Here is an 18,583-nt window from a genome sequence, read left to right as displayed (position 1 = left end):
CCTGCGGACCTGTGACAATCTCCAACTCCCGATACAGCGACTGGGTTCAGGTGGTGGACGGTCCGGTGCCGCTGCGCTGCTGGTGGGCGACCCCCGCTGCTGGGCAGCACGATATTGATGCGATAACTACACAAAAACGTGTAGTTATCGTGCTGCCTGAGGTGTTCGGTGTGAATGCCTGGCTGCGTGGTGTCGCTGATCGTCTCGCCGCCGCAGGAGTGCCGGCTCTGGCGGTGCCGTTGTTCGCCCGCACAGCCCCCGAGCTGGATCTCTCCTATGAAACGTCCGATCTGGCTCAAGGACGGCGTCACAAGGACGCCACCACCACCGATCAGATTCTCAGTGATCTTTCAGCGGCCATCACCTGGCTGGCCCGGATCTGTCCTGGAGCCGAAGTCAGTGTGGTGGGGTTCTGCTTCGGGGGCCACGCCGCTCTGCTGGCGGCCACCCTGCCGGCGGTGAAGCACAGCTTTGATTTCTACGGTGCCGGCGTCAGCCGCATGCGGCCCGGCGGTGGACCGCCCTCCCTCGCGCTGCTGCCCAGCATCCAGGGGCAGCTCACCTGTCTGTGCGGCACGGCGGATTCTCTGATCCCTGCTGAGGATCGGGCGGCGATCCAGGCCGCGCTCCGGCAGAGCGACCCGGAGGGAGATCGCCTTCGCTATGTGGAGCTGGAGGGGGCGGACCATGGCTTCATGTGCGACGCGCGCAGCAGCTACAACCCGGAGGCGGCCCGTTTCGGATGGCAGCTGCTGGAGCGTTCCCTCGCCTAGGCCTGGCGGCCGGCCAGCTTGGCGGCGGTGGGACGTGGCGGTGACGGGATGGTGCGGACGGCCTTGCTGGGAGCCGCCTCCTTCTCATCCTTCTTCAGGAGCGGGGTCTTGCGCGGAGTGAGGAACATGATCATGTTGCGGCCCTCCCGCTTGGGTGCCTGCTGGATCTCGGCCTTCTCCTCGAGGTCCTTGGCCATCCGCCGCAGCAGCGTCTCCGCCAGGGCCGTGTGCTGAATCTCCCGGCCTCGGAAGATCACCGTGCACTTCACCTTGTCGCCGGCTTTGAGAAAGCGCTGGGCCTGACCGATCCGCACGTCGTAGTCGTGCTGGTCGATCTTGTAGCGCATCTTGACCTCCTTAACTTCGGTCTGGTGCGACTTTTTCTTGGCCTCTTTGGCTTTCTTTTCCTGCTCGAACTTGAACTTGCCGTAATCCATGATCCGGCAGACCGGCGGGTCAGCCTTCTCACTCACCAGCACCAGATCCAGCTCCCGGTCCCGGGCCACATCCAGCGCTTCCTCCCTGCTGATCACGCCGAGCTGACTGCCGTCTGAGTCGACCACCCGCAGCTGGGGGTAATTGATCCGGTCGTTGATGTTGGGCAGCTCCCGCACAGGAGCACGACGATCAAAACGGGGACGTGGGGGCATTCAGGAGGAGAAGGGGACAGGAGCAGACAGCGGGTGACTCACGGTGGCCTGCATCCTTCACCTTAGGTGTCGCTCGATCAGCGTCATCGCCTCCGCTTCGGAATCGTTGCTCTCCAGCCAGTGGGGGTTGTGCTGCCGCCGGAACCAGGTGCGCTGCCGCTTGGCGAACTGACGGGTGCGCTGGCTGGTGATCCGGATCGCTTCCGCCGTCTGCATCGCCCCTGCCAACACCTTCAACGCCTCGCCGTAGCCGATGGTCTGCAGCAGCGGCAGGTTGTCGCCGTAACGCTCTGCCAGGCGTTGGGTCTCCTCCACCAGCCCGTCGCTGTAGAGCTGTTCGGTCCGCTGCTGAATGCGCCCCCGCAGGTCCACCGGATCGAGCCCCAGCTCGAGCACCCGCCACGGCGGCGGCTCCGCGGTGGCCTGACGGCTCATCGGTTGTCCGGAGGCGTAGAGCACCTCCAGCGCACGCTGGGTGCGCACGGCATCCGCAGGGGCGATCCGGGCGGCGGCGGCGGGATCCGCGGCTTGCAGCAGCGGGTGGCAGATGGTCTGGCCGAGCGCGTCGAGCTGCCGGCGCAGCTGCGGTTGCGGCGGCACGGCAGGCGGTCGCAGGCCACTGGTGAGGGCTTTCAGGTACAGGCCGCTGCCGCCCACCAGCAGCGCCATCCCTTCCCGTTTCAGCACCGCGTCGATGCAGGGGTTGGCTTCCGCCTGGAACTCCTGGAGGGTGATCGGCTGGTCCGGCGGGCGCAGGTCGAGCAGATGGTGCGGAACCCGCGCCTGTTGGGCGGCGGTGGGCTTCGCGGTGCCCAGATCCATCTCCCGGTACAGCTGGCGGGAATCCACGTTGATCACCGGCAGTCCGAGCCGCTCGGCGATCCCCAGGGAGAGGGCCGTCTTGCCGCTGGCGGTGGGCCCGAGCAGCACGATCACCAGCGGGTCTGAGGGCATCAGCAGCGGGCCGGGGGGTGCACCCCTGGATGAAACGGCGCGTGAGAGGCCTCTGGAAGCCTCTATGGACGGCCGGTGGTAGATTGAGCCTGCCAGGTCGAGGTTTCAGGCTGTTACAGCCTTTTAGAACCCTGTCTCCTGGCTCAAGAGCTGCGGCATGAGCGACGCTTCCAAGGTCCAGAACGCTTACGGCGCTGAGCAGATTCAGGTGCTGGAAGGGCTGGAGCCCGTCCGGAAACGCCCCGGCATGTACATCGGCTCCACAGGGCCGAGGGGTCTCCATCACCTGGTCTACGAGGTGGTGGATAACTCGGTGGATGAGGCTCTGGCAGGCCACTGCGATCAGATCGTGGTGGTTCTGGGGGAGGACGGCTCCGCTTCGATCAGTGACAACGGCCGCGGCATCCCCACGGATGTGCATCCCCGCACCGGCAAGAGCGCCCTGGAGACGGTGCTCACCGTTCTGCATGCCGGGGGCAAGTTCGGCTCCGGTGGTTACAAGGTGTCAGGCGGTCTGCACGGTGTCGGTGTCTCCGTCGTCAACGCCCTCAGTGAATGGGTGGAGGTCACGGTGCGGCGCCAGGGCCAGGTGCACCGTCAGCGCTTCGAGCGGGGTGCGCCCATCGGCAGCCTTGCGTCGGAACCGCTCCCCGACGGGGAGCAGGACCGCACCGGCACCAGCGTGTGTTTCAAGCCCGATCAGGAGATCTTCACGGTCGGGATCATCTTTGATTACGCCACCCTCTCGGCACGGTTGCGGGAGCTCGCCTATCTCAACGGCGGTGTCCGCATCGTGTTCCGTGATGAGCGTGAATCAGCCCGCGAAGCCGATGGATCTGCCCACGAGGAAATTTATTTCTACGAGGGTGGCATCAAGGAATACGTCTCCTACATGAACAAGGAGAAGGAAGCCCTTCATCCTGAGATCATCTATGTGAATTCCGAGAAGGATGGCGTTCAGGTGGAGGCCGCGTTGCAGTGGTGCGCCGATGCCTATTCCGACAGCATTCTCGGCTTCGCCAACAACATCCGCACCGTGGATGGTGGCACGCATATCGAAGGCCTGAAGACGGTGCTCACCCGCACCCTCAACGCCTTCGCCAAGAAGCTCGGCAAGCGCAAGGAAGCCGATTCCAACCTCGCCGGAGAGAACATCCGTGAGGGGCTCACCGCCGTGCTCTCGGTGAAGGTGCCGGAGCCGGAATTTGAGGGTCAGACCAAGACGAAGCTGGGCAACACCGAGGTGCGTGGCATCGTCGACAATCTGGTCGGTGAGTCGCTCAGTCAGTTCCTCGAATTCAACCCCTCCGTGATCGGCCTGATCCTGGAGAAAGCGATCCAGGCCTTCAATGCTGCCGAAGCGGCTCGGCGGGCCAGGGAGCTGGTGCGCCGCAAGAGTGTGCTGGAGAGTTCCACGCTTCCCGGCAAGCTGGCCGACTGCAGTTCCCGTGATCCGGGCGAATCTGAGATCTACATCGTGGAGGGAGATTCCGCTGGCGGGTCAGCGAAACAGGGGCGGGACCGACGCTTCCAGGCCATCCTTCCGCTGCGCGGAAAGATCCTCAACATCGAGAAGACCGACGACGCCAAGATCTACAAGAACACCGAGATTCAGGCTTTGATCACGGCGCTCGGGCTTGGCATCAAGGGAGAAGACTTCGATGAAAAGAATCTCCGCTATCACCGCATTGTGATCATGACCGATGCGGATGTTGATGGCGCTCACATCCGCACGTTGATTCTCACTTTCTTCTATCGCTACCAAAAAGCGTTGGTTGAAGGGGGTTACATCTACATCGCCTGTCCGCCGCTCTACAAAGTGGAGCGGGGCAAGAATCACACCTATTGTTATAACGAATCGGATCTGCAGAAAACCCTGAAAGGATTTGGCGAAAAAGCCAACTACACCATTCAGCGGTTCAAGGGCCTTGGAGAAATGATGCCCAAGCAGTTATGGGAAACCACCATGGATCCCAGCACGCGGATGATGAAGCGCATCGAAATTGAAGATGCACTGGAAGCGGATCGCATCTTCACGATTCTGATGGGCGACAAAGTGGCGCCCCGTCGGGAATTCATCGAAACCCACAGCGCTGAACTCGATATGGCGGCTCTGGACATCTGATGGGGACTGTTCCGATGGGAGGTGTGTTGCGTTGGAGCTGGCTGCTGGGGGTGGCGCTGATGGTGCCGGCAGCCCTGCCGGCTGGTGGCGGTGAGTTCCGTCAGCCTCAGGTCCGTCGTCGCTCCGGCAGCGGTCCGCTGCACATCGGTTCCGACTGCCCGCTGCGGCTCAGTCCGCTGGCGGTGGCACCGAGCCTGAGCACTCTCGCCATCGGAACCCCCTGTCGGCTGCTGCGCCGCTGGCCGGGGGACGACGGCCAGGACTGGCTTCAGGTGCAGGTGCTCAGCGGCGACTGTCCACGAGGCTGGCTCCGTGCCTGAAGCTCTGCTGGTGGCGATCGGTGCTGTTCCAGGAGCCTGGCTGCGCCTGAAGATGGTGAACCATTTCGAGCCGATGGTTCCGAAGAAGCACTGGGGCACCTTCACCGTGAACGTGCTCGCCTGCTTCGCCCTCGGTCTGGTGCTGGCATTGGAGGAAACCTGCTCCGCCCGCACCGGGATCGTGCTGCTGATCGGGGTGGGCTTCTTCGGCAGCCTCAGCACGTTCTCCACCTTCGTGGTGGAACTGCTGAATGAGCTGCGGGCCGGCCATGCCCTGGCCGCTGCTGCTCTGGCGGCAGCCTCGGTGCTGGCAGGTTTGCTGGCTTCCGCAGCCGGATACGGACTGGGGATGCATGCCTGAGTCAAGACCCCCCCTGAGGATTGAACTGGAGGAGCTCCTGCTGGTGGCCCTGGGTGCCGTGCCGGGGGCCCTGCTGCGCTGGCAATGGGCTGTTCAGCTGCAGGATCGCAATGTTCTGGTGAACACCCTGGGCGCCGCGATTCTTGGCCTGCTGGCCGGTCTGCCGGCGGCACCACGGCGTCAGCTGCTCCTGGGCATCGGCTTCTGCGGGTCGCTCACCACCTTCAGCAGCTGGATGCTGGCGGCGATGCGTGATCTCAGTCGCGGGGAGTGGGGTTCAGCGGTCGGCCTGATCGCTCTCACCCTGGGGCTGGGCCTGGGCGCTGCTGCCCTGGGCTTTGTCTTCGGACGTCGGTTCAGGCGTCCAGAGCCCCCTGAATCGCCTCGCTGAGCTGCTCCGGTTCCACGCCGCTCTTGAACCGTTCGATCACGGTGCCGTCCTTCCCCACAAGGAATTTCTCGAAGTTCCAGCCCACATCACCGGCAGGCTCCATCCGGTTGAGGGTGGTGAACGGCTCGGTGGTGCTGCCCATGGCATGCACCTTCCCGAAGAGTTCGAAGCTGGCTCCGTAGGTGGTGGAGCAGAAGCTCTGGATCTCCGGCAGGCTGCCGGGCTCCTGCCCCCCGAAGTCATTGCAGGGGAAGCCGAGCACGGACAGGCCCTGGTCGCCGAAGCGGTCCTGCAGCTGCTGCAGACCGGAGTACTGGCGGGTGAAGCCGCAGCGGCTGGCCACGTTCACGATCAGCAGCACGCGTCCGGCGTAGTCGCCGAGCGATTTCTCGCTGCCATCCGCGCTGAGGACGGACACGTTGCTGATGCTGATCGTCATCGTCTGAAAGCCCTGCTCGCCGCGACGTTACCCAATGGAACTGCCCATACACTTGGGGCCCTTGCCGGTCGTCCATGAGCGAGGTAGCTGCAGCGTCCGCCGGAGGCGTGACCGTGGAGCACCACCTCCTGGCGGAGGTGGTGACCCGTCAGCTTGAGGCCATGCTCAGCGTCGGCAACTACGACGCTGTGAAGCTGCTGCTGGAGCCGGTCCAGCCGGTGGATGTGGCGGAGGCGATCGGCAACCTGCCGCAGAACCTGCAGGCCATTGCCTTCCGTCTGCTCAGCAAGGACGAGGCGATCAGTGTCTACGAGTACCTGGATACAGCCACCCAGCAGAACCTGCTGAACCTGCTGCGCTCCGGTGAGATGCAGGAGGTGATGGAGGAGATGTCTCCGGATGACCGGGCGCGGTTGTTCGAGGAGCTGCCGGCGAAGGTGGTGCGTCAGCTGCTCGATCAGCTCAGTCCGGAGGAACGCAAGGTCACGGCCGAGCTGCTGGGCTATCAGGCGGAGACAGCCGGTCGTCTGATGACGACCGAATACATCGCTCTGAAGGAGAACCAGACAGCCCTCGAGGCGCTCGACATCGTCCGGCGCCGGGCCCGTGAGACCGAGACCATTTATTCGCTCTACATCACGGATACCGAGCGGCGTCTCACCGGCATCCTGTCGTTGCGGGATCTGGTCACCGCGGATCCCGATGACCGGATCCGGGATGTGATGACGGCAGACGTGCTCAGCGTGAGCACCGACACCGATCAGGAGATGGTGGCGCGCACGATCCAGCGGTACGACTTCCTTGCCGTGCCGGTGGTGGATCTCGAGCAGCGGCTCGTGGGCATCGTCACGGTGGATGACGTCATCGATGTGATCGAGCAGGAGGCCACCCGCGATCTGTACGCCGCCGGCGCCGTGCAGGCCGGCGATGAAGACGATTACTTCAGCAGCAATCTGTTCACCGTCGCCCGTCGTCGGGTGGTGTGGCTGGCGGTGCTGGTGGTGGCCAGTTTCTTCACGTCCGAAGTGATCGCTGCCAATGAGGACGTGCTGCAGAAGGTGGTGCTGCTCGCCGCCTTCATTCCCTTGCTGGGGGGCACCGGCGGCAACGTCGGTGCTCAGAGCTCCACCGTGGTGATCCGGGGCCTGAGCACCCAGAGCATCACGGCGCTGGGACCGATGAAGGCCGTGGTGCGGGAAGCGCTGGCCGGAGCTCTGCTGGGGGTCCTGATGATGATCCTGGTGGTGCCCTTTGCCTGGTGGCGTGGAGAAAGCGCCCTGGTGGGCCTGTCGGTGGGCATCAGCCTGCTGGCGATCACCACGCTGGCGGCCACCGCCGGCGCAGCCTTTCCGCTGCTGTTCGACCGCATGGGTCTGGATCCGGCCTTGATGTCGACGCCGTTCATCACCACCTGCACGGACGTGGCCGGCACGCTCATCTATCTCAAAACGGCGGAGTGGCTGCTGATGAACCTGCCGGAGCTGCTCCAGGCGACAGGTATTTCTACCCAAATCGCCTTGGCTTCTGCTTTCTGAGAGTTCGTTTACGTTTCTTAGGAGTACGCTTTACATAACTCAATGAAGCGCCATGACACCGGCTACCGCCGCTGCAACAAAGCCCGCTTCGGCGGCCCGCAGCGTCAGCGTTGACGTCGATTTGGTCCGTTCCTACCTGCGTGACATCGGTCGTGTTCCCCTCCTCACCCATGAGCAGGAGATCACGCTTGGACGACAGGTTCAGGAGCTGATGGATCTGGAAACTCTGGAACAGGAGATCGAGAGCCGCGACGGCGGCAGGCCCTCTCAGGATGCTCTCGCCAAAGCCTCCGGGATGTCCGCCATGCAGCTGAAGCGCAAGCTTCAGCACGGCCGGCGCGCCAAGGAGCGAATGGTGGCGGCCAACCTGCGGTTGGTCGTGAGCGTCGCCAAGAAATACACCAAGCGGAACATGGAACTTCTGGATCTGATCCAGGAAGGAACCATCGGTCTGGTGCGCGGCGTCGAGAAGTTCGACCCGACCCGCGGATACAAGTTCTCCACGTATGCCTACTGGTGGATCCGTCAGGGCATCACCCGAGCGATCGCTGAGAAAAGCCGCACCATCCGGTTGCCGATCCACATCACCGAGATGCTCAACAAGCTCAAGAAAGGGCAGCGTGAGCTGAGTCAGGATCTCGGTCGCACGCCCACGGTCACCGAGCTGGCGGAGTTCGTCGAGCTGCCGGAAGACGACGTCAAGGATCTGATGTGCCGGGCCCGTCAGCCGGTGAGCCTCGAGATGAAGGTGGGCGATGGCGATGACACCGAGCTGCTGGAACTGCTGGCGGGTGATGGAGACCTCCCCAGTGATCAGGTGGAAGAGGACTGCCTCAAGGGAGATCTGCGCGATCTGCTGCGTCAGCTGCCCCATCTGCAGGAGCAGGTGCTCCGCATGCGTTACGGCATGGATGGCGAAGATCCGATGAGCCTCACGGGCATCGGTCGCATCCTCGGCATGAGCCGTGATCGGGTCCGCAATCTTGAGCGCGACGGACTGGCCGGTCTGCGTCGCATCAGTGACCAGGTGGAGGCCTACGTGGCCTGCTGAGGCCGGTTGGTTGTTTCCACAAGTCTGAGCAGCACCGGATTGACCTGATCCGGTGCTTCGTCATGGGGACAGTGGCCGGCGCCACTGATCACGCTGATGGATTGCACGCAGGAGATCTGTTCAGCCCAGCGCTGAGCTTCCGGTAAGGGTTCCCAGGGGTCCTGCTCGCCCCAGATCAGATCCACCGGCACTTTCAGGTGCTGCATCAGCTGTGGTGCGAGGTGGTCGTCGAACAGGTTGATGAAGCCGCGGAACGCTTCGGCGGCACCATTCCGGCGAGTGGGCTCAAACAGCAGCTCCACCAAGGCATCATCCACATGCTGACCACTGGGGTAAGCCTGTTTGAGCACGCTGCGGATCACCCCTGGTCTGGCCGCATTGCGGAACAGGGTGGTGCTCAGCCATCGCTGGCGCACCATGGTTTTCAGCAATGGCCGGATCCAGGCCATCCAGGCGGGCTGTGTCGCCAGCTGCTTGTCGTCCATCAAGCGCTGGGCGCAATCGATCAGCACCACGCCACAGCAGCGGTCGCCCAGCAGCTGTGCTGCCCGCAGGGCCACCACCCCGCCGATCGAGTTGCCCATCAGCAGCACCGGCCGATCGATCACCGTCCGGCAGAAGTCCGCCACCTGCTGCCCCCAGAGATCAAATCCGTAGAGGACGGACCCTGGCTGCTCCGGTTCGTCCTTCAGTCGCGCCCGCGGTTGGTCGCTGCGGCCGAAGCCGAGCAGGTCGATGGCGTAGGTCGGAGCCAGCGCAGCCAGGGCCGGTTGATTGAAACGCCAGTGCCCTGTGTTGGCGCCGAAACCGTGGATCAGCAGCACGGCCAGGGGTGCCTCGGGATTCCCCATCAGCGTCCATCCGATGTTGCGATCCCCCCAGCACCACAGACCTTCCTGCACCGTCATGCCTGGAATGACCTGGGAGGCGCGGGCAAAAGAAATGAGCGGACCACGCAGCGAAGACGACTTGTGCTGAACATTTAAAGGAACGCTGGCGACGATCGGTTGATGTCCATGACGCCAACACGCAGCAACGGATGTCGTTCAAACGAGGCTGAGCTCAGACCGTTGCTGCTGAATTGGTGGAGCGACCATGGTCGCCACGACATTCCCTGGAAACGAACCTCCAGCGGGGACCGACCTGCTCCTGATCAGCCCCTGGATCCCTATCCGATCTGGATCGCGGAGGTGATGCTGCAGCAGACCCAGCTGGCGGTGGTGCTCCCCTACTGGCATCGCTGGATGGCCGTGTTTCCAACCGTGGAGGCTCTGGCGGCGGCATCGCTTGAGCAGGTGCGTCTGTTGTGGCAAGGCCTTGGCTATTACTCCCGGGCCCGCCGTCTGCATCAGGCGGCTCAGCAGATCTCAGGGCGTTCCTGGCCCGGGGATCTCGAGGAATGGATGGCGTTGCCGGGGATCGGACGCACCACCGCCGGAAGCATCCTGTCCAGTGCCTTCAATGCACCCGTGCCGATTCTGGACGGCAACGTGCGGCGCGTTCTGGCTCGCCTCAGGGCCCACGACCGACCTCCCGCCAGGGATCAGGCCCTCTTCTGGCAGTGGAGCCATGCGCTTCTCGATCCGCAGCGCCCGCGAGATTTCAATCAGGCCTTGATGGATCTCGGGGCAACCCTGTGCACCCCGCGTCAACCGCTTTGTGACGCCTGTCCCTGGCAACGGCACTGCGCTGCCTACGCTGCCGGCGAGCCCAGCCGCTGGCCTGTGAGTGAGGAACGCAAACCGGTTCCATTTCAGGTGATCGGCGTCGGCGTGGTGCTCAACGCCGACGGTGAAGTGTTGATCGACCAGCGGTTGGAGGAGGGGTTGCTGGGTGGTCTCTGGGAATTCCCCGGTGGCAAGCAGGAGCCTGGAGAGACGATCGAGGCCTGCATCACCCGGGAGCTCCAGGAGGAGCTGGCGATCGAGGTGACGGTGGGTCAGGAACTGATCAGCGTTGATCACGCTTACAGCCACAAGCGGCTGCGCTTCGTGGTGCATGTCTGCCGCTGGTTGTCCGGAGAGCCGAAACCCCTGGCCAGTCAGCAGGTGCGTTGGGTGAAGCCCGGTGATCTCCAGACCTATCCCTTCCCCGCCGCCAACAGCCGCATTATCGATGCTCTGCTCGCGCATCCGGAGACGGCTGGTGGCTGATCCCCGGGTGCTCTGTCTTGGGGAAGCGCTGGTGGACCGGCTCGGTCCTCCCGGAGGGGACCCCGCGCTGGATCAGCCGGTGGACGATCGCCTCGGTGGGGCTCCTGCCAATGTCGCCTGCGCCCTGGCCCGGCTCGGCACGCCGGTGGCGTTCGTGGGTCGTCTGGGGAGGGATGCCATTGGCGATCAGTTCTTCCGACTGTTTCAGCAGCGCGGCATCGAGAGCTCCGGCGTTCAGCTGGATCCGGAGCGGCCGTCGCGGATCGTGCTGGTGCGCCGCACCGTTGGAGGTGAGCGACAGTTTCAGGGTTTTGCCGGTGACCGGGGCCAGGGGTTCGCTGATCAGGCGCTGCAAGCGCCAACACTGTCTGGATCCGCCCGCTGGCTCCTCGTGGGCACCATCCCCCTGGCGACACCGGCTGCGGCTGCTGCCTTGAGAGGCGCTGTCGATCAGGCGCGCGTCCGCGGCATGGCCATCGCTGTTGATGTGAACTGGCGACCCACCTTCTGGGATGCCGATGCTGATCCGTCCGCAGGGCCGCCGCCTTCCGCGCTGGCGGCCATCCGGCCGTTGCTCGAGCAGGCGGCCCTGATCAAGCTCGCTCGCGAGGAGGCGATCTGGTTCTTCGGTTCAGCGCAAGCGCAGGTGATCAGCGGATTGTTGCCCCAGGCCCCGGATGTGGTGGTGACCGATGGAGCCGAGCCGGTGACCTGGTGGATGGAGGGTGCCTCCGGTTCCCTTGCGGCGTTCCGTCCGTCGGACGTGGTGGACACCACCGGTGCCGGAGATGCCTTCACGGCGGGCCTGTTGCATTGCTGGGATCTTCCCCCTGCACACCGGGTGCGCTTCGCCGCCGGTTGCGGTGCTCTGGTCTGCAGCGGAGCCGGAGGGATCGATCCTCAACCCAGTGCGCCGGAGGTGGAGGCGTTCATCGCCGGGGCATGAGGTGGCGTGAGTCGGGCCTGCCGCCCCTCTCCCTGGTAGGCCAGGTCCAGCTGCCAGGCCTCAGGGAGCACCAGCCTGAGTCGCTCCGGCCATTCCACGGCCATCAGGGCTCCCATGGCCCGGGCTTCTTCCTCCTCCTGCAGGAACAGCTCATCCGCTGATCCGGGGGTGTCCAGCCGGTAGAGATCCAGGTGCACGAGGGGCGGATTGCCGTCCGGGTAGTGCTGGGCCAGCGAGAAGGTCGGGCTGGTGATCGGTTCGCTGATGCCACAGGCCAGGGCCAGGCCCTGCACCAGAGAGGTCTTGCCTGCGCCCAGAGGACCCTCAAGGAGAAGAATGGCGCCCTTCGGCAGGCGTTGTGCCAGCCCCCGCCCAAGGGCTCGAGTGGTCTCAAGGGTCTCAAGTTCCCAGAGACACTGTGTAGAGTCCGCGCCTGGCGAGCCCGAAGCCTCGGCGTCTCCGCAGAGATTCACATTCAAATTCCCCAGGGAGCCTTACGTCATGGTGGCAGCGCCCACAACCGCGCCTGAGCTGAAGCTAGGCACCGACTGCGTCGTTGCAGATATCACCCAGGCCGCATTCGGCCGCAAGGAGCTGGACATCGCCGAGACCGAGATGCCCGGTCTGATGGCGCTGCGTCAGAAATACGGCACTGAGAAGCCCCTGAAGGGGGCGCGCATCGCCGGTTCTCTGCACATGACGATCCAGACCGCCTGTCTGATCGAAACCCTCGTCGAACTGGGTGCCGAGGTGCGCTGGGCCTCCTGCAACATCTTCTCCACCCAGGACCATGCGGCTGCCGCCATCGCGGCACAGAACATCCCGGTGTTCGCGGTCAAGGGTGAAACCCTGGAGGAGTACTGGGATTACACCCATCGCATCCTCGAGTGGGGCGATGGTGGTTCCCCCAACATGATCCTGGATGACGGCGGCGATGCCACCGGTCTGGTGATGCTGGGCAGCAAGGCGGAGCAGGACATCACCGTTCTGGAGAACCCTGCCAATGAGGAGGAGACCTACCTCTTCGCTTCCATCAAGAAGAAGCTGGCTCAGGATCCCAGCTTCTACAGCCGCACCAAGGCGCAGATCCAGGGCGTGACCGAGGAAACCACCACCGGTGTGGCCCGTCTTTACAAGATGCAGAAGAGCGGGGAGCTGCCCTTCCCTGCCATCAACGTCAACGACTCGGTCACCAAGAGCAAGTTCGACAATCTCTACGGCTGCCGCGAGTCGCTCGTCGACAGCATCAAGCGCGCCACCGATGTGATGGTGGCCGGCAAACAGGCGCTGGTGATGGGTTACGGCGATGTGGGCAAGGGCTCAGCCCAGTCGCTGCGCGGTCTCGGTGCCACCGTCTGCATCGCCGAAGTGGATCCCATCTGCGCGCTGCAGGCGGCCATGGAGGGTTACCGCGTGGTGCGTCTCGAAGACGTGGTCGAGGAGATGGACATCTTCGTGACCGCCACCGGCAACTACCAGGTGATCCGCAACGAGCACCTGCTGAAGATGAAGGACGAGGCGATCGTCTGCAACATCGGCCATTTCGACAATGAGATCGATGTCGCCTCCCTCAAGTCCTACGAGTGGGACAACATCAAGCCGCAGGTGGATCACATCACCCTGCCCAGCGGCAATCGGATCATCCTGCTGGCGGAAGGCCGTCTGGTGAACCTGGGCTGCGCCACCGGCCACCCCAGTTTCGTGATGAGCAATTCGTTCACCAACCAGGTGCTGGCTCAGATCGAGCTGTTCACCAAAGGCAGCGAATACGGCAAGGAGGTCTATGTGCTGCCCAAGCACCTCGATGAGATGGTGGCCCGTCTGCACCTCGACCGCATCGGCGCCAAGCTCACCGAGCTGAGCAAGGACCAGGCCGATTACATCAACGTGCCCGTGGAAGGTCCGTTCAAGCCCGACCACTACCGCTACTGATCGACCGCAGGGTCCTCAACCCCTCTGCCCCATGGAAGACTTGCGCGATCCCGCGCAGGCTCCATGGGGCTTTCTGATGTCATCACCCGCTTGCCGGAGCTGATCGGACAGGCTGTGGAAGCCAATCAGTGGCTGGGTTACACCGCGATCTTCGCGGCGATGTTTCTGGAGAATCTCTTTCCCCCGATCCCATCGGAGCTGATCATGCCGTTGGGTGGTTTCTACGTGCAGCAGGGCCAGCTGCAGCTGATCCCCGTGGTGATCGCCGGCCTGCTGGGAACAGTGCTGGGGGCGCTGCCCTGGTACGGCATCGGTCGACTGATCAATGAAGAGCGGATCGAGCAGTGGCTGGCCCGCCATGGTCGCTGGATCGGCATCAGCCCGGAGGAGCTGGCCCGCTCCCGTCGCTGGTTCACGCGTTACGGCACCGCGTTGGTGTTCTGGGGCCGTCTGGTGCCAGGGATCCGCACCCTGATCTCGGTTCCCGCCGGAATCGAGATGATGCCGATGGCCCCGTTTCTGATCTGGACCACCGCCGGCAGCCTGATCTGGACCCTGCTGCTCACCGTCGCCGGCATGGTGCTCGGTGAGGGGTACAGCAATGTTGAGGTCTGGATCGATCCCGTCTCCAAGCTGGTGAAGCTGCTGCTGGTGATCGCCGTGCTGGCCGGTGGGATCTGGCTGGGGTTGCGCGTCTGGCGCCGCAGGCAGTCCGGGGACTGACCGCAGCGCCGGGGTGCGGATCAGAAGGGAATCTCTTCATCCGAGGCCTGGCTGCCGCCGAAGTTGCCGGCAGCCTCCTGGTTGTCCCGCTTGGAGCCGAGCAGCTCCAGTCGGTCCACGCGGACCACGGGCTTGCTGCGCTCCTCACCGCTGTTGCGGTCCGTCCAGCGGTCGAGCTTGAAGCTGCCGATGATGCCCAGCTGGGAGCCCCTCTTCACATAATCCGCGGCGACCTGGGCCTGTTTGCCCCAGATCTCGAGGTTGAACCAGTCCGGTTCGTCGTCGCGGCTGCGGCGGTTCACGGCAAGGGTGAGGTTGGCCACCATGCTTCCGGATTCGAAGTAACGCACTTCGGGGTCGCGGCCGGCTCGACCGACGAGGGTGACGGAATTGACGCCCATAAAAAAGGTCTCCTAAGTCTTGAGAACAATGATGCGCCACGGTTCAGGTGGCTGCTTTCAAGGAGTTCCACCGTGGCCGGCGTCCGTCACAGGCTGACCCGCAGAACGCCCTTAAGATTCGGCGACTTGATCCGTGGACGTGCTTTTCCGACGTTTTCAGCTGTCCCGTGACATCGGCATCGACCTGGGCACGGCCAACACGCTGATCTACGTTTCCGGCCGCGGCATCGTTCTCCAGGAACCTTCCGTCGTCGCGCTCGATCTCGAGCGTGGAGCCACCCTGGCCGTTGGCGATGAGGCCAAGCTGATGCTGGGCCGCACCCCCGGCAACATCCGAGCCGTGCGTCCGCTGCGGGATGGCGTCATCGCGGATTTCGATGCGGCTGAGCAGATGCTCAAGACCTTCATCACCAAGGGCAATGAAGGGCGCGGCATCATGGCGCCGCGGCTTGTGGTGGGGATTCCCAGCGGCGTCACCGGGGTTGAGCGGCGTGCCGTGCGTGAGGCCGGCATGGCCGGCGCCCGGGAGGTGCATCTGATCGATGAACCGGTGGCCGCTGCCATCGGTGCCGGACTTCCCGTCACCGAACCGGTCGGCACGATGATCGTGGACATCGGGGGTGGCACCACCGAGGTGGCCGTTCTCAGCCTGGGCGGGACGGTGCTGAGTGAATCCGTCCGCGTCGCCGGAGATGAGATCAGTGATGCGATCGGCGTCTACCTGAAGAAGGTGCACAACATGGTGGTGGGTGAGCGCACCGCCGAGGACATCAAGATCCGCATCGGCTCCGCCTTCCCCGATGACGCCTTCGACCAGGAATCCATGGATGTGCGCGGACTGCACCTGCTGTCCGGTCTTCCCCGCACCATCAACCTCAAGGCGGGTGATCTGCGTGAGGCGATCGCTGAGCCCCTGAACGTGATCGTCGAGGCCGTGAAGCGGACTCTCGAGCGCACGCCACCGGAACTGGCCGCTGACATCGTCGATCGCGGCATCATGCTGGCCGGGGGCGGAGCACTCGTGCGCGGCATCAGTGACCTGATCAGCCACGAGACCGGGATCTTCGTGCATGTGGCGGAGGATCCGCTGCTCTGTGTGGTCAACGGTTGCGGTCAGGTCCTCGAGGACTGGAAGCGTCTGCAACGGGTGGTCGACACACCGGAATTCGTCCGATCCGCGGCTGGCGCCTGATCCGATGGGGGCGTCCCTCTGGCCCGGTAACGGCCGTTGGCGTGCCCTCGGGCGGGTCGCCCCATGGCTCGCTCTGCTGCTTGGACTGCTGATGGTGCGGCTGAGCAAGGGAGCGGGTTTCGCCGATGCCTATGCCCTGCTCAGTCGACCGTTCTGGCCTGGTCCGGCTCAGCGCGAATGGGTGTCATCCGCCGCTTCCCTGGAGGATCAGGCTCGTCTGTCCCTGCTGGAGCAGGACAATCAGCGCTTGCGTGATCTTCTGGAGCTGCAGAGGAACAGCGGGGCCGACAGCACCGTGGCGGCTGCCGTGATCTCCCGCCAGCCACGCGGCTGGTGGCAGCAGCTGGAGCTGGGCAAGGGATCCCTGAACGGCATCAGCGTTGCGGATGCCGTTCTCGGGCCGGGCGGACTGGTGGGACGGGTTCAGAGTGTGACCCCCACCACAGCCCGCGTTCGTCTGCTGACCGCTCCAGGCAGTGAGGTGGGGGTCTGGCTGCCCCGCTCCAGACGGCATGGACTGTTGGTGGGGCTCGGCACCCACCGTCCCCAGCTGCGCTTCATCGACAAGGATCTCGACGTGCGGGCCGGCGATCTGGTGAGCACCTCTCCCGCCAGCACGCTGTTGCCTCCGAATGTTCCCGTCGGCGTGATCCAGTCCGTGGATGAGCGTGCGGTTCCCGCTCCCAGGGCGGTGGTTCAGCTGATTGCGGCGCCGGAGGCGATCGACTGGGTTCAGGTGCGGATCGACTGAGCGATGGCCCGTCTGCATCGTCAACCGGGTTGCGTCGTCACGGCTCTGCTGGTGCCGGTGCTGAGTCTTGCCAGCCCGCCCTGGCTCGGACTCGATGGGGTGCCTCCGGCCTGGGCCGTGCTCTGGCTGTTGCCCTGGGCGCTGGTGGATGGACCGGTGTCGGGCGCCGTGGCGGGGATCGCTCTCGGCCTTGTGCTGGATGGCCTCAGCCTGGGAGGGGTCAGTCAGATTCCCGCGCTGCTGCTGCTGGGCTGGTGGTGGGGGCGACTGGGTCGACGCCCCCCCGCGATTCAGCGCACGCTCAATCTCGGATTGCTGGCCTGGATCGGATCGGTGACGGTGGGGCTGAGTCAGTTATTGCAGCTGTTGATCCAGGAGGGCTGGAGCTTTGATCCCTGGATGCGCAGCTGGGGCTTGCAGACCCTGCTCTGTCAGACCCTTGTCACGGCGCTGCTGGCACCGATGCTGGTTTCGATGCAGTTGTTGCTGTGGCGCAAAAGAGGCACGTCATGAACGGGCCGGTGACGCGACGGGAGCTGTTGCTCGGAGCCGCTGCCCTTGGCCTGGCCGCCTGCGGTCGGGGCGGCTCGCGAGCCGATGAGCTCAATCTCTGGACTCTCCAGCTGGCCCCCAAGTTCAACCCCTACTTCGATGATCTGCTGACGGTCTGGCGACAGCGGCGACCGCAGCTCCCCGTGCGCTGGACCGACCTGCCCTGGGGGTCTGTGGAGCGCAAGTTGCTGGCGGCGGTCTACGCACGCACCGCCCCGGATGTGGTGAATCTCAACCCACCGTTCGCGGCCAATCTGGCCAGCAAGGGAGGGTTGAGCGATCTCACGCCGCTGCTGCCCTCCGGTGCAGCGGAGCGTTATCTGCCGTCGGTCTGGCAGGCCTGCCGGGATCCGGAGGCCGGTCAGATCGCCATCCCCTGGTACCTCACCGTCAGGCTCAGCCTGGTGAACCGCCGCCTGCTGGAGGAGGCCGGGCTGGAGTCTCCCCCCAGGCGCTGGGATGCGGTGCCCGAGTTCGCCCGCCGAATCCGGGAACGGACCGGTCGTTATGGATTGTTCGTCACCGTGGTGCCTGATGACTCCGCCGAGATGCTGGAGTCGCTGGTGCAGATGGGCGTGGTCTTGCTCGACGGGCAGAGGCGAGCTGCGTTCAACAGCCCGGCCGGTCGGCGCGCCTTCCGCTTCTGGACGGATCTCTACCGGCAGGGTCTGCTGCCGCGAGAGGTGGTCAGTCAGGGCCAGCGACGGGCGATCGAGCTTTTCCAGAGCGGTGATCTGGCTCTCGCCGCCACCGGGGCGGAATTTCTGCGCAGCATTCAGACCAACGCCCCCGGCGTGGCGGCCGTGACCGAACCCCATCCGCCCCTCACCGGAGAGGACGGCACAGCCAATGTCGCCCTGATGACGCTGGCTGTTCCGCGCCAGAGCCGGCATCCCGCCGAGGCCGTGGCCCTGGCCCTGTTTCTGACCGATGCTGCCAATCAGGCCCGTTTCGCCAGGGAGGCCAGGGTCCTGCCCTCATCCCAGGAGGCTCTTGAGCAGGTGCGCACGGCCCTCGACCAGGAGCAGCCCGATACAGCGGAGCAGGCGCAGATTCGAACCGCCCGTCTTCTCTCCGCCCGGATCCTTGATCAGGCCAGGGTTCTTGTGCCCGCTCTGCCCGGCATCAAACGGCTGCAGAAGATCGTCTACACCCAGCTGCAACGCGCGATGCTCGGCCAGATCGAGAGCGATGCGGCGCTGGCCATGGCGGCCGATGAGTGGGACCGGTACTCGCGGTCACGCTGGCCATGACGTCAATTCTTAAGGCAATCCGTAAACCTTTCCTGTAACAGCTTGTTTGCGTCGGTTTCAACACCCTTGCCGGTAGGGTTG

At 64.4% G+C, this 18,583-nt stretch carries 21 protein-coding genes; 15 read left to right on the top strand and 6 right to left on the bottom strand.

Annotation, left to right across the window (positions count from 1 at the left end; genetic code table 11):
- Nucleotides 1-11 precede the first annotated feature (11 nt).
- Entirely contained in the window at nt 12-773 is a 762-nt protein-coding gene (locus ACJ0G7_RS06690; protein WP_407395496.1) for a dienelactone hydrolase family protein, read from the top strand.
- Here the strand turns inward: ACJ0G7_RS06690 and infC are convergent.
- Together infC and miaA are read right to left on the bottom strand one after the other, a co-directional pair.
- On the bottom strand, nt 770-1,423 hold the full coding sequence (gene infC / locus ACJ0G7_RS06685; protein WP_043694181.1) for a translation initiation factor IF-3: 654 nt from the start codon (nt 1,421-1,423) through the stop codon (nt 770-772). The genes ACJ0G7_RS06690 and infC overlap by 4 nt on opposite strands.
- Nucleotides 1,424-1,480: 57 nt before the next feature.
- The gene (gene miaA, locus ACJ0G7_RS06680) at nt 1,481-2,377 is read right to left on the bottom strand and encodes a tRNA (adenosine(37)-N6)-dimethylallyltransferase MiaA (protein WP_407395495.1); all 897 of its coding nucleotides are present in this window, start codon (nt 2,375-2,377) and stop codon (nt 1,481-1,483) included.
- 157 nt (nt 2,378-2,534) lie between these two features.
- On the opposite strand from miaA, the gene gyrB reads away from it, so the two are divergent.
- The 4 genes from gyrB to ACJ0G7_RS06660 are packed head-to-tail and all read left to right on the top strand — an operon-like array spanning nt 2,535 to nt 5,574.
- Nucleotides 2,535-4,502, top strand: a complete 1,968-nt coding sequence (gene gyrB / locus ACJ0G7_RS06675; protein ID WP_043694188.1) for a DNA topoisomerase (ATP-hydrolyzing) subunit B — start codon at nt 2,535-2,537, stop codon at nt 4,500-4,502.
- Between the two features lie 14 nt (nt 4,503-4,516).
- Nucleotides 4,517-4,822, top strand: a complete 306-nt coding sequence (locus ACJ0G7_RS06670) for a hypothetical protein (RefSeq protein WP_043697195.1) — start codon at nt 4,517-4,519, stop codon at nt 4,820-4,822.
- Nucleotides 4,815-5,183 carry a CrcB family protein gene (locus ACJ0G7_RS06665; RefSeq protein ID WP_043694192.1) on the top strand — a complete coding sequence of 123 codons (369 nt, stop codon included), beginning with the start codon at nt 4,815-4,817 and terminating at the stop codon, nt 5,181-5,183. Before ACJ0G7_RS06670 ends, ACJ0G7_RS06665 begins: the two co-directional genes overlap by 8 nt.
- Entirely contained in the window at nt 5,176-5,574 is a 399-nt protein-coding gene (locus ACJ0G7_RS06660) for a FluC/FEX family fluoride channel (protein ID WP_407395494.1), read from the top strand. Before ACJ0G7_RS06665 ends, ACJ0G7_RS06660 begins: the two co-directional genes overlap by 8 nt.
- On the opposite strand, the gene ACJ0G7_RS06655 is transcribed toward ACJ0G7_RS06660, so the two are convergent.
- Complete coding sequence (locus tag ACJ0G7_RS06655) at nt 5,540-6,013, bottom strand: glutathione peroxidase (RefSeq protein ID WP_407395493.1); 474 nt, start codon at nt 6,011-6,013, stop codon at nt 5,540-5,542. The two genes, ACJ0G7_RS06660 and ACJ0G7_RS06655, sit on opposite strands and share 35 nt — an antisense overlap.
- A gap of 74 nt (nt 6,014-6,087) precedes the next feature.
- Between ACJ0G7_RS06655 and mgtE the strand changes: the two genes are divergently transcribed.
- A complete protein-coding gene (mgtE, locus tag ACJ0G7_RS06650) occupies nt 6,088-7,548 on the top strand; it encodes a magnesium transporter (protein ID WP_407395492.1) in 1,461 nt (486 codons plus the stop codon).
- A gap of 52 nt (nt 7,549-7,600) precedes the next feature.
- Nucleotides 7,601-8,599: an RpoD/SigA family RNA polymerase sigma factor gene (locus tag ACJ0G7_RS06645; RefSeq protein ID WP_043694202.1), complete on the top strand. Its 999-nt coding sequence runs from the start codon at nt 7,601-7,603 to the stop codon at nt 8,597-8,599.
- Here the strand turns inward: ACJ0G7_RS06645 and ACJ0G7_RS06640 are convergent.
- Entirely contained in the window at nt 8,584-9,507 is a 924-nt protein-coding gene (locus ACJ0G7_RS06640; RefSeq protein WP_407395491.1) for an alpha/beta fold hydrolase, read from the bottom strand. The two genes, ACJ0G7_RS06645 and ACJ0G7_RS06640, sit on opposite strands and share 16 nt — an antisense overlap.
- A 108-nt stretch (nt 9,508-9,615) precedes the next feature.
- On the opposite strand from ACJ0G7_RS06640, the gene mutY reads away from it, so the two are divergent.
- Nucleotides 9,616-10,752, top strand: coding sequence for an A/G-specific adenine glycosylase (mutY, locus tag ACJ0G7_RS06635; protein WP_407395490.1), 1,137 nt, complete (start codon nt 9,616-9,618; stop codon nt 10,750-10,752).
- A complete protein-coding gene (locus ACJ0G7_RS06630) occupies nt 10,745-11,698 on the top strand; it encodes a carbohydrate kinase family protein (RefSeq protein WP_407395489.1) in 954 nt (317 codons plus the stop codon). The genes mutY and ACJ0G7_RS06630 overlap by 8 nt, the downstream gene beginning before the upstream one ends.
- Here ACJ0G7_RS06630 and tsaE read toward each other — a convergent pair.
- Nucleotides 11,653-12,177: a tRNA (adenosine(37)-N6)-threonylcarbamoyltransferase complex ATPase subunit type 1 TsaE gene (gene tsaE / locus ACJ0G7_RS06625; RefSeq protein WP_407395488.1), complete on the bottom strand. Its 525-nt coding sequence runs from the start codon at nt 12,175-12,177 to the stop codon at nt 11,653-11,655. The genes ACJ0G7_RS06630 and tsaE overlap by 46 nt on opposite strands.
- Nucleotides 12,178-12,199: 22 nt before the next feature.
- On the opposite strand from tsaE, the gene ahcY reads away from it, so the two are divergent.
- Nucleotides 12,200-13,630 carry an adenosylhomocysteinase gene (gene ahcY / locus ACJ0G7_RS06620; RefSeq protein WP_043694211.1) on the top strand — a complete coding sequence of 477 codons (1,431 nt, stop codon included), beginning with the start codon at nt 12,200-12,202 and terminating at the stop codon, nt 13,628-13,630.
- 63 nt (nt 13,631-13,693) lie between these two features.
- On the top strand, nt 13,694-14,353 hold the full coding sequence (locus tag ACJ0G7_RS06615) for a DedA family protein (protein WP_407395487.1): 660 nt from the start codon (nt 13,694-13,696) through the stop codon (nt 14,351-14,353).
- Between the two features lie 20 nt (nt 14,354-14,373).
- Here ACJ0G7_RS06615 and ACJ0G7_RS06610 read toward each other — a convergent pair whose 3' ends face one another.
- Complete coding sequence (locus tag ACJ0G7_RS06610) at nt 14,374-14,754, bottom strand: single-stranded DNA-binding protein (RefSeq protein ID WP_043694217.1); 381 nt, start codon at nt 14,752-14,754, stop codon at nt 14,374-14,376.
- Between the two features lie 139 nt (nt 14,755-14,893).
- On the opposite strand from ACJ0G7_RS06610, the gene ACJ0G7_RS06605 reads away from it, so the two are divergent.
- The 4 genes from ACJ0G7_RS06605 to ACJ0G7_RS06590 are packed head-to-tail and all read left to right on the top strand — an operon-like array spanning nt 14,894 to nt 18,502.
- Nucleotides 14,894-15,946, top strand: coding sequence for a rod shape-determining protein (locus ACJ0G7_RS06605; protein WP_043697206.1), 1,053 nt, complete (start codon nt 14,894-14,896; stop codon nt 15,944-15,946).
- Nucleotides 15,947-15,950: 4 nt separating this feature from the next.
- Complete coding sequence (gene mreC, locus ACJ0G7_RS06600) at nt 15,951-16,697, top strand: rod shape-determining protein MreC (RefSeq protein ID WP_043694220.1); 747 nt, start codon at nt 15,951-15,953, stop codon at nt 16,695-16,697.
- 3 nt (nt 16,698-16,700) lie between these two features.
- Nucleotides 16,701-17,210 carry a rod shape-determining protein MreD gene (locus tag ACJ0G7_RS06595; protein WP_407395486.1) on the top strand — a complete coding sequence of 170 codons (510 nt, stop codon included), beginning with the start codon at nt 16,701-16,703 and terminating at the stop codon, nt 17,208-17,210.
- A complete protein-coding gene (locus ACJ0G7_RS06590) occupies nt 17,207-18,502 on the top strand; it encodes an ABC transporter substrate-binding protein (RefSeq protein WP_407395485.1) in 1,296 nt (431 codons plus the stop codon). The genes ACJ0G7_RS06595 and ACJ0G7_RS06590 overlap by 4 nt, the downstream gene beginning before the upstream one ends.
- The last annotated feature ends 81 nt before the right edge of the window (nt 18,503-18,583 follow it).

The sequence above is a fragment of the Parasynechococcus sp. genome (assembly GCF_045559935.1).
In the GTDB taxonomy this organism is placed as follows: Bacteria; Cyanobacteriota; Cyanobacteriia; order PCC-6307; family Cyanobiaceae; genus Parasynechococcus.
The sequence above is the reverse complement of the archived record's forward strand: the minus strand, read 5'-3'. Positions and strand labels throughout refer to the sequence as shown.

Bases quoted from the DNA above. Each gene is read 5' to 3' on its own strand.
- mreC (WP_043694220.1), top strand. From the start codon at position 15,951: ATGGGGGCGTCCCTCTGGCCCGGTAACGGCCGTTGGCGTGCCCTCGGG.
- ACJ0G7_RS06655 (WP_407395493.1), bottom strand. From the start codon at position 6,013: ATGACGATCAGCATCAGCAACGTGTCCGTCCTCAGCGCGGATGGCAGC.
- mgtE (WP_407395492.1), top strand. From the start codon at position 6,088: ATGAGCGAGGTAGCTGCAGCGTCCGCCGGAGGCGTGACCGTGGAGCAC.
- ACJ0G7_RS06670 (WP_043697195.1), top strand. From the start codon at position 4,517: ATGGGAGGTGTGTTGCGTTGGAGCTGGCTGCTGGGGGTGGCGCTGATG.
- ahcY (WP_043694211.1), top strand. From the start codon at position 12,200: ATGGTGGCAGCGCCCACAACCGCGCCTGAGCTGAAGCTAGGCACCGAC.
- miaA (WP_407395495.1), bottom strand. From the start codon at position 2,377: ATGCCCTCAGACCCGCTGGTGATCGTGCTGCTCGGGCCCACCGCCAGC.
- ACJ0G7_RS06595 (WP_407395486.1), top strand. From the start codon at position 16,701: ATGGCCCGTCTGCATCGTCAACCGGGTTGCGTCGTCACGGCTCTGCTG.
- ACJ0G7_RS06660 (WP_407395494.1), top strand. From the start codon at position 5,176: ATGCCTGAGTCAAGACCCCCCCTGAGGATTGAACTGGAGGAGCTCCTG.
- ACJ0G7_RS06645 (WP_043694202.1), top strand. From the start codon at position 7,601: ATGACACCGGCTACCGCCGCTGCAACAAAGCCCGCTTCGGCGGCCCGC.
- infC (WP_043694181.1), bottom strand. From the start codon at position 1,423: ATGCCCCCACGTCCCCGTTTTGATCGTCGTGCTCCTGTGCGGGAGCTG.
- ACJ0G7_RS06615 (WP_407395487.1), top strand. From the start codon at position 13,694: ATGGGGCTTTCTGATGTCATCACCCGCTTGCCGGAGCTGATCGGACAG.
- ACJ0G7_RS06610 (WP_043694217.1), bottom strand. From the start codon at position 14,754: ATGGGCGTCAATTCCGTCACCCTCGTCGGTCGAGCCGGCCGCGACCCC.
- ACJ0G7_RS06590 (WP_407395485.1), top strand. From the start codon at position 17,207: ATGAACGGGCCGGTGACGCGACGGGAGCTGTTGCTCGGAGCCGCTGCC.
- ACJ0G7_RS06640 (WP_407395491.1), bottom strand. From the start codon at position 9,507: ATGACGGTGCAGGAAGGTCTGTGGTGCTGGGGGGATCGCAACATCGGA.
- gyrB (WP_043694188.1), top strand. From the start codon at position 2,535: ATGAGCGACGCTTCCAAGGTCCAGAACGCTTACGGCGCTGAGCAGATT.
- mutY (WP_407395490.1), top strand. From the start codon at position 9,616: ATGACGCCAACACGCAGCAACGGATGTCGTTCAAACGAGGCTGAGCTC.